This window comes from Pseudomonas frederiksbergensis (genome assembly GCF_001952935.1).
GTDB lineage: Bacteria > Pseudomonadota > Gammaproteobacteria > Pseudomonadales > Pseudomonadaceae > Aquipseudomonas > Aquipseudomonas frederiksbergensis.
Genome location: NZ_CP018319.1, coordinates 3807635 through 3821484, shown reverse-complemented (window position 1 = coordinate 3821484; position 13850 = coordinate 3807635). Strand labels below are relative to the sequence as shown.

The window sequence follows — 13850 nt, the reverse complement described above, 5'->3', positions numbered from 1 at the left end:
AAAAGCGGGGCTTTTTTGTGCCTGTCTGTTTTGCAGGCAAAAAAAATCGCAGCCCATGGCTGCGATTTTTTGTGGCTTACCAAGTCACGCCAAACCCGGCGGTGTATCGGGTCTTGTTCAAATCCGCATCATCGGTGCCGCTGATGATATCTCGCTCGGCCTTCAGGTTAAGCGACGCCCACTCAGTCACCTTGTAGCGCAAGCCCAGCTCGGCATCGAGCGCGTAATCTGCCACGCCCGACAACGGCTTGCCCACTTCGCCATTGGTGAAGAATTCCACCTGCTTGCCGATCAGGTAGCGGTTGTAATCCCATTTCATCGCCAGGGAGTAGAAGTTTTCCTTGCTGCCATCGCTGAACTCATAGTCGGTGCGGTTGAGCAGCGAGCCTAGCGAGAATGCGCCCAGTTCATTATCCCAGAACTGGTAACCCGGACCGGTACCGACGGTGCGCTGACGAGAGAGCTCTTCGACCTTGTCACGTTTATAAACTGCGCGCCCCTGCCAGAACCATTTTTCGGTCAGGAAGCGATCGAGCGAGTATTCGCCGCGCCAGTTGTCGGTAGTGACCACGTCATCCTGAAATTCGCGGTTGTACTCGCCTTCAGCGGTATGTCGCCATCTGCCATGACGCGCACTGGTCTTGAAGTCGATATCGTAATCGTCGGTGTCTTTCTCGGCTCGCTGATAATCCAGCGCGGCATCGACATGCCCCTTCCACACCAAATCCTCAACGACAGGCTTGGGCTTGAGAATCTGCTGAATGCTTGCCAGCTCCACCGTCTTGGGAGTGTCACCATTGGCCAGGGTAACCTTGCCGTCTTCTGCCGCATGCAGTGCCTTGGCTTTTTCACCAGTGTAGGCATCCTGCTTGACCAGCAACTGTTGATCGCTTTCCAGGGTTTTGACCTGCTTCCAGTCGATCGGGACGGCACCGGCGTATTCGGTCTGGATCAACAGCTTGCCGCCATCGAAAACGGTGATCTTGCCGCTCAGCTTGTCACCGTTCTTCAACCAGACGGTATCGGCAAGCAAGGGCGTGGAGGCACTGACGACAGCGAGGCACAGCAGAGTTCTGGACAACATAAGCAAATACAGGCTCAAGTTTGCGAAAAAAAGTCGGCATTATCCATACGAATAAGACCCTAGCAAGGACTGACCCAACTATTTCTAATGAGTTCATTTCTCAATAGGTGATCCAGGATTTACTCTACAGACGGTAAAGCGAACTTTTTCAGGAACTGCCGATGTGACCGACTCACCCATTGCAACCGATAGTCCGGCGCAAATCCGACGCACGGCGTTGTACCTGACTCTGGCGCAAGTCCCCGAGGGCAAAGTCGTCAGTTATGGCCAGCTCGCCGAGTTGGCGGGACTGGGTCGCGCCGCCCGCTTCGTCGGGCGAACGTTGAGCCAACTGCCGGGCGACAGCAAATTACCCTGGCACCGCGTGCTCGGCGCCGGCGGACGTATCAGCCTGCCTGCCGGCAGCCCTTCGGGGGATGAACAACGCGCGCGTTTGCGCATGGAGGGCATCAGTATCCTGAACAATCGTGTTGATATTCAGCGCCATGGCTGGCGCCCGGTAGAGCACAGCGGTTAGAGTGCGCGCTTTGTTTCCGTATTTCTTGAGGCAGACTCCAGCCCATGCCCCGTAAAACCTGGCGCGCCGCGCTCGCCGCCTATGCCAGCCCTTCGACGCTTGTACTGTTGCTGCTTGGTTTCGCCGCCGGCCTGCCCTACATGCTGGTGTTTTCGACACTTTCGGTCTGGCTGCGTGAAGCCGGCGTGGCTCGCGAAACCATTGGCTATGCAAGCCTCATCGGCCTGGCCTACGCCTTTAAATGGGTCTGGTCACCGCTGCTCGACCAATGGCGCCTGCCATTGCTCGGCAAGCTCGGTCGCCGACGTTCCTGGCTGGTACTTTCACAGGCACTGGTCATTCTCGGCCTGATCGGGATGGGTTTCTGCGACCCGCAAAAGCATTTGTCCTGGCTGATCGCTATTGCTGTGGTTGTCGCCTTCGCTTCGGCGACGCAAGACATCGCGGTCGACGCCTATCGCCTGGAAATCGCCGACGACACTCGTCAGGCCGCCCTCGCCGCCAGTTACATGTCTGGTTACAGGATCGCCGCGTTGCTGGCCACCGCTGGCGCCCTGTTCTTCGCTGAAGGCTTCGGCTCTACCGGTTTCAACTATAAGCATTCGGCATGGGCCGGCACCTACATCCTGTTCGGCGCCTTGATGGTTCCGGCACTGCTCACGTCCTTTTTCATGCGCGAACCGCCGGTGCCGCTGCGCACCCAGCTTCAGGCCGGGCGCTACAGCTTTGTGCATCAACTGGCATCGGTGTTTGTGCTGATCGTGCTGTTGGTTTCCGTGCCGGCCATGTTCACTCAGTTGTACAACACCGATTTCGCCAGCGTGCTGTTCGACGGTGTGAGTGTGCTCGACCTGCTGCTCGAAGACCGCGCATTCCTGCGGGCGATCCTCTACACCACGCTCACCGCCATGTGCCTGTCGGCCATTGGCCGCCGTGGCCTGGCGCCGGTGCTGACGCCGATCAACGACTTCATTCTGCGCTACCGCTGGCAAGCGTTCCTGTTGCTTGGGCTGATCGCCACCTATCGAATGTCCGATACGGTGATGGGCGTGATGGCGAATGTGTTCTACATCGACCAAGGCTTCACCAAGGACCAGATTGCCAGCGTCAGCAAGATCTTTGGCCTGATCATGACTCTGGTCGGCGCCGGCATGGGTGGCCTGCTGATTGTGCGCTTCGGTATCTTGCCGATTCTGCTCATCGGCGGTATAGCATCAGCCGGCACCAACCTGCTGTTCCTGATGCTCGCCGACATGGGCGCCAACCTGAACATGCTGATCGCCACCATTTCCCTGGATAACTTCAGCTCGGGCCTGGCGACCTCAGCGTTTGTCGCCTACCTGTCGAGCCTGACCAACCTGAAGTTCTCCGCGACCCAGTACGCCCTGCTCAGCTCGATCATGCTCCTGCTGCCGCGCCTGATCGGCGGCTACTCCGGGGTCATGGTGGAAAAATTCGGTTATCACGATTTCTTCCTGATCACCGCCCTGCTCGGCGTTCCGACACTATTGCTGATTGCCCTGCACTGGTTCCAGGAGAGCCGCCGCGAAGGCCCGACCCCCACGCCGGAACCGATTCCGACTCAGGTGGCGGAAGAGTCGTAGGCTCTATACGTAGGAAGCATCACCGAGGGCTGAGTGATTCTCGCCCTCCTGCCACACAGCCGACCGCACGCCTGTACGCCAGCGGATCTCGCCCGTACAATGCCCGTCATTTCTCGTCATCAGCAACCGACAACGGCCAACCATGCGCACCAGTCAATTTTTGCTCGCCACACAGAAAGAAACGCCTTCCGATGCGGTCGTGATCAGCCATCAGCTGATGCTTCGCGCCGGCATGATCCGCAAACTCGCCTCGGGCCTGTACACCTGGCTGCCGATGGGCTTGCGAGTGATGCGCAAGGTCGAAGCCATCGTTCGTGAAGAAATGAACGCCGCGGGCTCTCTCGAAGTGTTGATGCCGAGCACCCAACCGGCTGAGCTGTGGCAGGAATCCGGTCGCTGGGAAGAGTACGGCCCTGAATTGTTGCGCTTCAAGGATCGCCATGGTCGCGATTTCTGCGCCGGCCCGACTCACGAAGAAGTCATCACTGACCTGATGCGCAACGAGTTGAGCAGCTACAAACAGCTGCCGATCAACCTGTACCAGATCCAGACCAAATTCCGTGACGAAATCCGCCCACGCTTCGGTTTGATGCGCGGCCGCGAATTCATCATGAAGGACGCCTACTCCTTCCACGCTGACCAGCCATCGCTGCAGGTCACCTACGACCGCATGCACCAGGCGTATTGCAACGTGTTCACCCGCCTGGGCCTGAAATTCCGCCCGGTTGAAGCCGACAACGGCTCGATCGGTGGTGCCGGCTCCCACGAATTCCACGTGCTGGCCGAATCCGGCGAAGACGATATCGTCTTCAGCAACGGTTCCGACTACGCGGCGAACATCGAGAAAGCCGAAGCCGTGCCACGCGAGACCTCCCGCGCCGCACCTGCCGAAGAGCTGCGCCTGGTCGACACGCCGAATGCCAAGACCATTGCGCAACTGGTCGAAGGCTTCAACCTGCCGATTGAAAAGACCATCAAGACCCTGGTGGTTCACGCTGAAGAGAAAGGCAAGCTGATTGCCCTGATCATCCGTGGCGACCACGAGCTGAACGAAATCAAGGCCGGCAACCAGCCTGGCGTTGCCAGCCCGCTGGTCATGGCCTCCGAAGCCGAACTGCGTGACGCCATTGGCGCCGGCGCCGGCTCCCTCGGTCCGTTGAACCTGCCGCTGCCAATCATCATCGACCGCTCCGTCGAACTGATGAGCGACTTCGGCATTGGTGCCAACATTGATGACAAGCACTACTTCGGCGTGAACTGGGAGCGTGATCTGCCAGTTCCGACCGTTGCCGACCTGCGCAACGTGGTCGCTGGCGACCCAAGCCCGGATGGCAAGGGCACCCTGGAAATCAAACGCGGCATCGAAGTCGGGCACATCTTCCAGCTGGGCAACAAGTACAGCAAAGCGATGAAGTGCGAAGTGCTGGGCGAGAATGGCAAGCCGGTCACCCTGGAAATGGGTTGCTACGGCATCGGCGTTTCCCGCGTGGTGGCTGCGGCCATCGAGCAGAACAACGACGCCAACGGGATCATCTGGAGTGACACGCTGGCCCCGTTCCAGGTCGCACTGGTACCGCTGCGCTACGAAACCGAACAGGTTCGCGAAGCCACCGACAAGCTGTATGCACAATTGACTGCCGCCGGCTTCGAAGTACTGCTGGACGACCGCGACAAGAAAACCAGCCCGGGCATCAAGTTCGCGGACATGGAGCTGATCGGCATTCCTCACCGGATCGTGGTCAGTGACCGCGGCCTCGCCGAAGGCAATCTTGAATACAAGAGCCGCACCGAGCCCGAAGCGCAAGCGCTGCCGGTGGCAGACGTGCTGGCCTTCCTTCAGTCCCGTATCCGCCGCTGACACCAGATAGAGAAGTCATGTTCAAGCGAAACACCTTAGGCCTCGGTGGTGCCGCCCTGTGCGGCGCCCTGCTGGTCAGCGGCTGTGCCAATCAAATGTCACAACGCAGCGAGCACGAGGAACGTGTCGAGCGTAAATTGCTCGATCACAGCCTGCAGATTGATGTCGGCGAGCCAAAGGTGCTTGAGTTGCCGCAACGTCGGGTGAAGATCCACGAGCAGAAGACTTTCGAAGTCACCGAATTCGAAGTCACACGCCACTACGACCGCTACACGCCTTACCAACCCTGGCGGGAGGCTTACGAGATCCCGCTGGGTGCGGTGGCCGTGGTGGCCGGTGTCGGTGCGAACGTGGTCAACGTGTTCGCCCTCGGCAGCCTGCCGGACAGCGTGACGAAAGACTGGTTGAGCTACGGTTTCGCCGGGCTCAACCCGTTCATGAACGTACAGTCTCATGGTCGCGCGCAACAGAACCTGGCGGGAATCGACGAAGTTCAGCTCGACAAGCGCACCGAATACTCGAGCCTGCCATGGAGCGAGCGTCCGGTTGAGGTCAAGGCGGGCAAGGAAACGTTCGAGATGAGCACCGACAAAAACGGTGTATTGCGCGTGAACCTGCTGGACAGCCCGTTTGCCGAACACGACATCAATCATCTAAGCCGGTTGCTGATCAGTGTCCAGGATGCTCAGGACGACGTGCACACCAATTCGGCCCTGGCGGTCAGTAGCTCCTTGCGCGGCAAGTTGCTCGAAGCTCACGGGCTGATTTACGACGACCTCGAAGACGACGAAGTGAGCCAGTGGGTACACCGGGTCAAACGCTTGTCGGAACTGGGCCTGGAAGAAGAAGCCACCGAACTGGAACAGAGCCTGATCGAACTGACGCGCAACGATCCTGAGTTGCAGACCGAATTCCTCAAGTCATTGACCAAGGATGCCGGGCGACTGGTAGCGGATCCGGGACCGAATTAAGGCCGAAAAGCATCGCGAGCAGGCTCGCTCCCACAGTTGATCGAGTTGTTCAGACGAACGCGGTCTAATGTGGGAGCGAGCCTGCTCGCGATGAGGCCCTTAAATCCCCCCCTGAACTACCGTTCAAACAACTCCATCTGCTCAAACCCGCCCCGCAAATCCTCCAGCCGCACCCCAATCCCCAGCAACCGCACCGGTTTCCCGCCGCGATTGAACGCCTGCGTCAGCAACAACTGATAGCTGCCCAAATCCCGCCCTGCCCCGGCCTGCTCCAGAGTGGTCTGGGTGAAGTCATGGAATTTCACTTTGACGAACGGCTTGCCCGGCCGATAGCTGCTGTCGATTCGCGCCATTCGGCCGGCCAGGGTTTCCAGTAACTCGGGTAATTTATCGAGGCAGCTCACCAGATCCGGCAAATCCACGTCGTAGGTGTTTTCGACACTGATTGACTGCCGACGACTGTCGTTGTGCACCAACCGGTCATCGATCCCACGGGCCAGGCTCCAGAGTCGCTCGCCGAAGCTGCCGAATTCGCGCACAAGCGCCAACTTGCCCCATTCGCGTAGATGGGAGCAGTCCACAATGCCAAGCCTGCCTAATTTGTCTGCGGTCACTTTGCCAACGCCGTGCAGCTTGCTCACCGGCAAACCACTGACAAAATCCTCGACCTGATCCGGCGTAATGACGAACAAGCCGTTGGGCTTCTTCCAGTCGCTGGCGATCTTGGCCAGAAACTTGTTCGGCGCAACGCCCGCCGAAACGGTGATGTGCAATTGATTAGAGACGCGACGACGAATGTCCTGGGCGATCCGTGTGGCGCTGCCACCGAAATGCGCACTGTCAGACACGTCGAGGTAAGCCTCATCCAGGGAAAGCGGCTCGATCAAGTCGGTGTAATCGCGAAAGATCGTGTGAATTTCCTTAGAGGCTTCTCTATAGGCGTCCATGCGTGGCTTGACGATGGTCAGGTCCGGGCGCAGCTTCAAGGCATGCCCGGAAGACATGGCCGAGCGCACCCCATAAGCCCGTGCCTCATAATTGCAGGTGGCGATCACGCCACGTCGATCCGCAGAACCGCCCACCGCCAGGGGTTTTCCGGCCAGGCGCGGGTCGTCCCGCATCTCGATGGCGGCGTAGAAGCAATCACAATCGACGTGGATGATTTTTCGCTGCGTCATATAAAAGCAGTGTTCATGGTGAAGAAATGGAGTATTGGCGAGTCAGATCGGCAGTATCTCACTGGCACCTGTATATAGCACCAGTAGTCTGAATGTTCTTTTCCAGCTGTAGGAAAAGTGTCGATGAATTTATTTTCTCAATCGCCAAGCTTCAACCGATAGAGCTGAAAGCCCCGCCATACCGACCTTACAGCCAATTACCCCGTCCTGTTTTCAAGCTAAGCGATTGAACAGGAAGAGGTTTTCTCTGGGCTGAAGGTTGACAGCCTGCCGATCCTCTGTAGAATGCCGCCACACAGACGCGGGATGGAGCAGTCTGGTAGCTCGTCGGGCTCATAACCCGAAGGTCGTCGGTTCAAATCCGGCTCCCGCAACCAAACATCAAAAAAGGCTACTCGAAAGAGTGGCCTTTTTTGTGCGCGTCTCTTTTGTAAAACTAAGATAGAACGAGCGGTAACGGCTGACGCTGCAGGTTTGAGAAATCGTTCTGATTCCGCAACTTAACGCTCCCCCACGACAGTTCGCCGCTCATTTACGCTTATTTGAGCCGATTCAGGATTAAAGATAGACACGCCGGCATTCGCCTGTAGAATGCCGCCACACAGACGCGGGATGGAGCAGTCTGGTAGCTCGTCGGGCTCATAACCCGAAGGTCGTCGGTTCAAATCCGGCTCCCGCAACCAAACATCAAAAAAGGCTACTCGAAAGAGTGGCCTTTTTTGTGCGCGCCTCTTTTGTAAACAAGAATTGAGAAATCGTTCTGATTCCGAAACTTAACTCTCCATCACCACCGTTCGCCGCTCAGTTACGCTTATTTGACCCGATTCAGGATTAACGGTTGACACTCAGGCGTTCGCCTGTAGAATGCCGCCACACAGACGCGGGATGGAGCAGTCTGGTAGCTCGTCGGGCTCATAACCCGAAGGTCGTCGGTTCAAATCCGGCTCCCGCAACCAAACATCAAAAAAGGCTACTCGAAAGAGTGGCCTTTTTTGTATCTGCTGAAAAAGTCCTTTCGCAACAATGATCTGCCACTGTGAAGCGAGCCGTCCGGGATCCCCCAGCGCGGCAGACAGTACCCTCTACAACTGATGACACACCCTCGTCGAGGGTCGGTGAGAGGCGTTAATATTTGTGATTATTTTTTTCTACAGGGATTGGTAACTTGGCTGGATACCCCCATCCTGTCGCGCACAATCCAAGAGGTGATTGATGCGCGCCAACTCGTCTGATTCACAAGACACCGTCACAGCGACACAACCGATCAAGGCCGAGCGTCTGCGCTTGCTTGATCGAATCAGCAAATACCGCCAGCCCATCGGCCTGGCAGTTACTTTGCTGTTGTTCGCTATCGCGCTGATTGCCTGTCGCCACCTGCTGAGCGAACTCGATCTGTACGCTCTGCACGACTCGATTCTCGATGTTCCGAAACCGGCATTATTGGGCGCGCTGGGCGCGACCGTGGTCGGTTTCATCATCCTGCTGGGCTATGAATGGTCGGCCAGCCGCTACGCTGGCGTGACACTGGCGCCGCGAATCCTGGCCCTGGGCGGGTTCACCGCTTTCGCCATCGGCAATGCCATCGGCCTTTCGATGCTCTCCGGGGGTTCGGTTCGCTATCGTTTATATGCACGTCACGGCCTCGGCGCTTCTGAAGTCGCTCGCATGACGCTGTTCGCCAGCCTTTCGCTCGGCTGCGCCCTGCCGCCACTGGCCGCCCTCGCCACCCTCAGCAATCTGCCTGGCGCTTCTGCCGCCCTGGGTCTGTCCGAAACGTTGCTGGGTGCCATCGCTGTAGCCGTTTTGCTGCTCTTCAGCGTACTGGCCATCGGCATCTACCGTCGCCGCCTGCCAGAACAGCCTTACCCGGACAATTTGCTGGTCAAGGCAGGACGCCGCACTGTGCGCCTGCCGGGCCGACGCCTGACATTCCTGCAACTGATCATCACGGCGCTGGACGTGGCCGCCGCGGCCACCGTGCTTTATCTGTTGCTGCCTGAAGCGCCGCCCTTCGGCGCGTTCCTGCTGGTGTACCTGCTGGCCCTTGCCGCCGGGGTGCTCAGTCACGTTCCCGGTGGAGTCGGGGTGTTCGAAGCGATTCTTCTGGCCGCCTTCTCCAACACACTCGGCGCCGCGCCACTCGCTGCCGCCCTGCTGCTTTATCGCCTGATTTACGTGGTGCTGCCGTTATTGGTGGCCTGCGTATTGCTGCTGATCAACGAAGGTCAGCGCCTGTTTCAATCGCGTCAATCCTTAAGGGTGGCGTCCGGCCTGGCCGCGCCGATTCTGGCGGTGCTGGTCTTTCTGTCCGGCGTGGTGCTGCTGTTCTCCGGCGTTACCCCGGAAATCGATACACGCCTGGAACACATCGGTTTTCTGATCCCGCATCGACTGGTCGACGCCTCGCACTTCGGTGCCAGCCTGATCGGCGTGCTTTGCTTGCTGCTGGCTCAAGGGCTGCGCCGCCGACTGTCGGCCGCCTGGATGCTGACCACCATTTTGTTGCTGGTCGGCGCCCTGCTCTCGTTGCTCAAAGGCTTCGATTGGGAAGAAGCCTGCTTGCTGACGCTGACGGCGAGTTTGCTAGGCGTTTTCCGCAGCTCGTTCTATCGCCCCAGCCGTCTGACTGAAGTGCCGTTTTCGCCGCTGTACCTGGTGGCGAGCCTGTGCGTACTCGGTGCATCGATCTGGCTGTTGCTGTTCGCCTATCAGGACGTCCCGTACAGCCATCAGCTCTGGTGGCAGTTCACCCTCGACGCCGATGCCCCGCGTGGTTTGCGCTCGCTGCTCGGCGCCGCAGTGTTGCTGGTGGTGGTGTCCCTGACCTGGCTGCTGCGCACCGCGCGCCCGGTGATCCATCTGCCAACAGTCGATGAGCTGGACCGCGCGGCAAAGATCCTGATGGCTTCCGCACAACCGGATGGCGGCCTCGCCCTGACCGGTGACAAGGCGCTGCTGTTTCACCCCAACGATGAAGCGTTCCTGATGTACGCCCGCCGTGGTCGCAGCCTGGTGGCCTTGTATGACCCGATCGGCCCGACCCAGCAACGGGCGGAAATGATCTGGCAGTTCCGCGACCTTTGCGATATCCACCACGCCCGCCCTGTGTTCTATCAAGTGCGCGCCGAGAACCTGCCGTACTACATGGACATCGGCCTGACCGCGATCAAGCTCGGCGAAGAAGCCCGGGTCGATCTGCTGCGCTTTGATCTCGAGGCCAAAGGCAAAGAGATGAAAGACCTGCGCTACACCTGGAACCGCGGCACTCGCGATGGCCTGTCGCTGGAGATCTTTGAACCGGGGCAAGCGCCGATGGAAGAACTCAAGGTGATTTCCGATGCCTGGCTGACCGGCAAGAACGTGCGCGAGAAAGGCTTCTCCCTCGGCCGTTTCAGCGATGACTACCTCCAGCATTTCCGCATCGCGGTGATTCGTTTCGAAGGACGTCCGGTGGCATTCGCCAACCTGCTAGAGACTTATGGTCATGACCTGGCCAGCCTTGACCTGATGCGCGCGCATCCGGACGCGCCCAAGCTGACCATGGAGTTCATGATGGTCGGCCTGATTCAACATTATAAAAATCATGGATACGCGCGCTTCAGCCTGGGCATGGTGCCGTTGTCGGGGTTGCAACCCCGTCGTGGTGCCCCACTGACCCAGCGTCTGGGCTCGATGGTTTTCCGCCGTGGTGAGCAGCTCTACAACTTCCAAGGCTTGCGCCGTTTCAAAGACAAATTCCAGCCTGACTGGGAACCCCGTTATATGGCCGTGCCCGCCGGACTCGATCCGCTGGTTGCCTTGGCCGACACTGCCGCCCTGATTGCAGGCGGCTTGACTGGATTGGTGAAACGCTGATGATTCAACGCTCCTTGCGGTACGTCCTGGCCACACTGGTAGTGCTGGCCCTGATTCTCGGTGGCGGTTACTGGTACCTGAAACGCCCGGCACCCGAACCGACCCTCGAACTACTGACGCCGGCCGATGGCGCCGCGATGACCCGTGTCATTCCCGGCAACACGCCACGCGCCCAGGTGCTGGTGGCGGTCAATGAGGACCAGAAGCTCAGCAACAAACAGTTGATGACCCTGAGCCGCACCGGTTCGGCGCAGATTGTTCAGGTGATCCTGCCCCAAGACTGCCTGCTGCAAAGTCGCGCCCTGCAATCGGCCCTCAGAGAGCTCAAAGGCCCGGCGACCCTGGTCAGCGGTATCGGCCCTGGCGCCGTGCTGGCGTGGCGCTGGTTGTCCGAGCAGAAGGACGACAAGGCTCAAGCCGTCTCGGTGGACCTGGCCCTGGAAAAACCAGGCTGCACCCACCTGCTACCGAAAAGCGCCCCTCACGGGCATTGGCTGGTGGCCTGGAACGACAACCCGGACGACACCAGCGCCGGCTTCGTGCGCGACCAAGCCAACGCCGAAACCAGCATCAGCGACTACGACATCAACCTGCCGCAAGTGCTGAACAACGAACTGCGCAAGATCCTCGTTGGCGGCGATAAAGCCGCTGGCGGCCTGCAGATCCCGGTCGTCGAAGTGCCCGCCGGCCAAGCCAAGGACACTGTGACCCTGTTCCTGTCCGGTGACGGCGGCTGGCGCGACCTTGACCGTGACGTAGCGGGCGAGATGGCGAAGATCGGCTACCCGGTCGTCGGCATCGACACCCTGCGCTACTACTGGCAACACAAGAGTCCGGAGCAAAGCGCCCTGGACCTCACCGAGCTGATGCAGCACTACCGGCAGAAATGGGGCACCAAGCGCTTCATCCTGACCGGTTACTCGTTCGGCGCCGACGTCCTGCCGGCGATCTACAATCGCCTGGAGCCATCGGAGCAGCAACGCGTCGACGCAATTATCCTGCTGGCCTTCGCCCGCACCGGCAGCTTCGAAATCGAAGTCGAAGGCTGGCTCGGCAACGCCGGCAAAGAAGCCGCCACCGGCCCGGAAATGGCCAAGCTGCCACCGGAGAAAGTGGTGTGCATCTACGGTGAAGAGGAAGTCGACGAGAGCGGCTGTACCGACAAGACCGCGGTTGGAGAGGCGATCAAATTGCCTGGCGGTCATCACTTCGATGAGAACTACCCGAAACTGGCGCAGCGGTTGGTGGATGTGATCGAGAAGCGTCAAGCGAAGGAGACAGCGGCTCAGGAGTGATCTGAGTCCCGCCTACGAAAAAGCCCCCGCAGCCTTGAGGTTGCGGGGGCTTTTTTACATGTACAAACATGAAGCGCTATCAGCGAGCCTGTCTTCATGTCGATGCTCTGTGATTCCACGTCTAAAGCTGAACATCTATCCACGTTACGTCGTCTTCAACAGCTATAAAGTCTCTATCTGGAGCAGCCAGCAAGCTGCTTTGCTGAGACTCCGTTAACTCCGCCCAGAAGCCATCGGTTACGAACACCAGTCGCTCACCGACGGCCAATTGATGAAAGACAAAGTCAGGGTCCGGGGCACGATTAACCTTCAGGCATCGGGTTACCCTGTTTCGAGCCGGATCTTGCGCCAGCTCACAGTGCGAACGGTCGCGCCTCCAATTGGCCTTGCAGTGAGGCGGCGTAATCCACTCGATGGTGCCTGCCGGTGTCACTACACCGCACGAACAGTCCCCCTCATACGCAAGTGTGAGCTTCCCATAAGCAGCAAAACCGATCAGGTAACAGGTAGTCCCTGTCTGCTGCGCATACAAAGTGGGGTGAAGCTCGGCCAGCACTGAACCAAGTACTTGCTCAACTGCTCCATGCTCAGTGATATCACCCTCCCGATCCATGTGTTTCGGGTAGGCCGCTAAAACACCTTTTACGAAACATTCAGCCAGTCGGCCGCTGCCGGGCTTCGACATGCCGTCCGTGATGACGAACAGCCCTCTGTCGCCGTCGCACAAAGCTCCAGCACAGTCATGATTGGCTTTCCTGGTCCGTCCGATGACTGACCTGGTTGTGTATCTCATGCGTTGCCCAGATCCTTCATGCGCATGTGGATGATTCGCCCTCTACCTGGATTCGCCTGCACCGAGCCAGAGCTTTCAATCACGTAGTCGATACCACTGAGCGCCGTGAGTTTTCGAATTCCAGTCGTAATGAAGCCCTTGAGCTCAGGCTCAGCCTGGCGAACTTCTTCCAAAAGCTCTGTACGACCATCAATCAAGATGATGATGTCTTCGACGTCTTTGTGGTACGGGTCGCCCTCACCGCGACCGCTAAAGGCCTCCAGCTTCGTCGCAAGAAAGTAGGTCGGTTTGAATATCTGGATGACCGTACCGCTGGGCAATGTAAATTTATCAGCCCTCGACAGCCCCTCCACGAACCAACGGTTGGCATATCCGAGAACTTCGGGATCAGAAGGCATCACGTCAACGACGACGTCGTTGAAGCGGAAGCGACAGTTAACTTCATCTTCACCGGTGATCTTGAAGTTCTTGACCGCCAGCCGTTCTGTGAGGTGTTGCCAGGCGCTAATACCTGCCAGCTCGATCACCAAGTCAACATCATCGGTGAAGCGAATGTCGTCCAGCACAGAAGCGTCAGTTACCAGCATGGCCGTGGTGCAACCGCCGACAAAGGCAACCTCAGCGAGAAACGCCTCCCCCAAGCCGTCTGCCACAAACTCTATGAGCTCATAGTTGTGATCAGCATTTGATGACAT

The 13850-nt window shown here is 58.6% G+C and carries 10 protein-coding genes and 3 tRNA genes; 9 read left to right on the top strand and 4 right to left on the bottom strand.

Annotated features, from left to right (window positions below):
• Positions 1–76: 76 nt before the first annotated feature.
• Positions 77–1084: a DUF481 domain-containing protein gene (locus PFAS1_RS17755; RefSeq protein ID WP_076029959.1), complete on the bottom strand. Its 1008-nt coding sequence runs from the start codon at positions 1082–1084 to the stop codon at positions 77–79.
• A gap of 163 nt (positions 1085–1247) precedes the next feature.
• On the opposite strand from PFAS1_RS17755, the gene PFAS1_RS17750 reads away from it, so the two are divergent.
• From PFAS1_RS17750 to PFAS1_RS17735, 4 genes are all read left to right on the top strand, one after another.
• The gene (locus PFAS1_RS17750; RefSeq protein ID WP_076029958.1) at positions 1248–1601 is read left to right on the top strand and encodes an MGMT family protein; all 354 of its coding nucleotides are present in this window, start codon (positions 1248–1250) and stop codon (positions 1599–1601) included.
• A gap of 44 nt (positions 1602–1645) precedes the next feature.
• Positions 1646–3205, top strand: coding sequence for an AmpG family muropeptide MFS transporter (locus PFAS1_RS17745; RefSeq protein WP_074874086.1), 1560 nt, complete (start codon positions 1646–1648; stop codon positions 3203–3205).
• 142 nt (positions 3206–3347) lie between these two features.
• Positions 3348–5063, top strand: coding sequence for a proline--tRNA ligase (locus PFAS1_RS17740; protein WP_076029957.1), 1716 nt, complete (start codon positions 3348–3350; stop codon positions 5061–5063).
• A gap of 17 nt (positions 5064–5080) precedes the next feature.
• On the top strand, positions 5081–6034 hold the full coding sequence (locus PFAS1_RS17735; RefSeq protein WP_074874084.1) for a hypothetical protein: 954 nt from the start codon (positions 5081–5083) through the stop codon (positions 6032–6034).
• 116 nt (positions 6035–6150) lie between these two features.
• On the opposite strand, the gene dinB is transcribed toward PFAS1_RS17735, so the two are convergent.
• Complete coding sequence (gene dinB, locus PFAS1_RS17730) at positions 6151–7212, bottom strand: DNA polymerase IV (RefSeq protein WP_076029956.1); 1062 nt, start codon at positions 7210–7212, stop codon at positions 6151–6153.
• 300 nt (positions 7213–7512) lie between these two features.
• Here dinB and PFAS1_RS17725 point away from each other — a divergent pair.
• The 5 genes from PFAS1_RS17725 (at position 7513) to PFAS1_RS17705 (ending at position 12362) form a co-directional block, all read left to right on the top strand.
• A tRNA-Met gene (locus PFAS1_RS17725) sits at positions 7513–7589 on the top strand.
• A 229-nt stretch (positions 7590–7818) separates the two neighbouring features.
• Positions 7819–7895 (top strand) — tRNA-Met (locus PFAS1_RS17720).
• A 196-nt stretch (positions 7896–8091) separates the two neighbouring features.
• A tRNA-Met gene (locus PFAS1_RS17715) sits at positions 8092–8168 on the top strand.
• 256 nt (positions 8169–8424) lie between these two features.
• A complete protein-coding gene (gene mprF, locus PFAS1_RS17710) occupies positions 8425–11067 on the top strand; it encodes a bifunctional lysylphosphatidylglycerol flippase/synthetase MprF (RefSeq protein WP_076029955.1) in 2643 nt (880 codons plus the stop codon).
• Entirely contained in the window at positions 11067–12362 is a 1296-nt protein-coding gene (locus PFAS1_RS17705) for a virulence factor family protein (protein WP_076029954.1), read from the top strand. The genes mprF and PFAS1_RS17705 overlap by 1 nt, the downstream gene beginning before the upstream one ends.
• 121 nt (positions 12363–12483) lie before the next feature.
• Here PFAS1_RS17705 and PFAS1_RS17700 read toward each other — a convergent pair whose 3' ends face one another.
• Complete coding sequence (locus tag PFAS1_RS17700) at positions 12484–13155, bottom strand: PP2C family protein-serine/threonine phosphatase (RefSeq protein WP_076029953.1); 672 nt, start codon at positions 13153–13155, stop codon at positions 12484–12486.
• The gene (locus PFAS1_RS17695; RefSeq protein WP_076029952.1) at positions 13152–13850 is read right to left on the bottom strand and encodes a hypothetical protein; all 699 of its coding nucleotides are present in this window, start codon (positions 13848–13850) and stop codon (positions 13152–13154) included. Before PFAS1_RS17695 ends, PFAS1_RS17700 begins: the two co-directional genes overlap by 4 nt.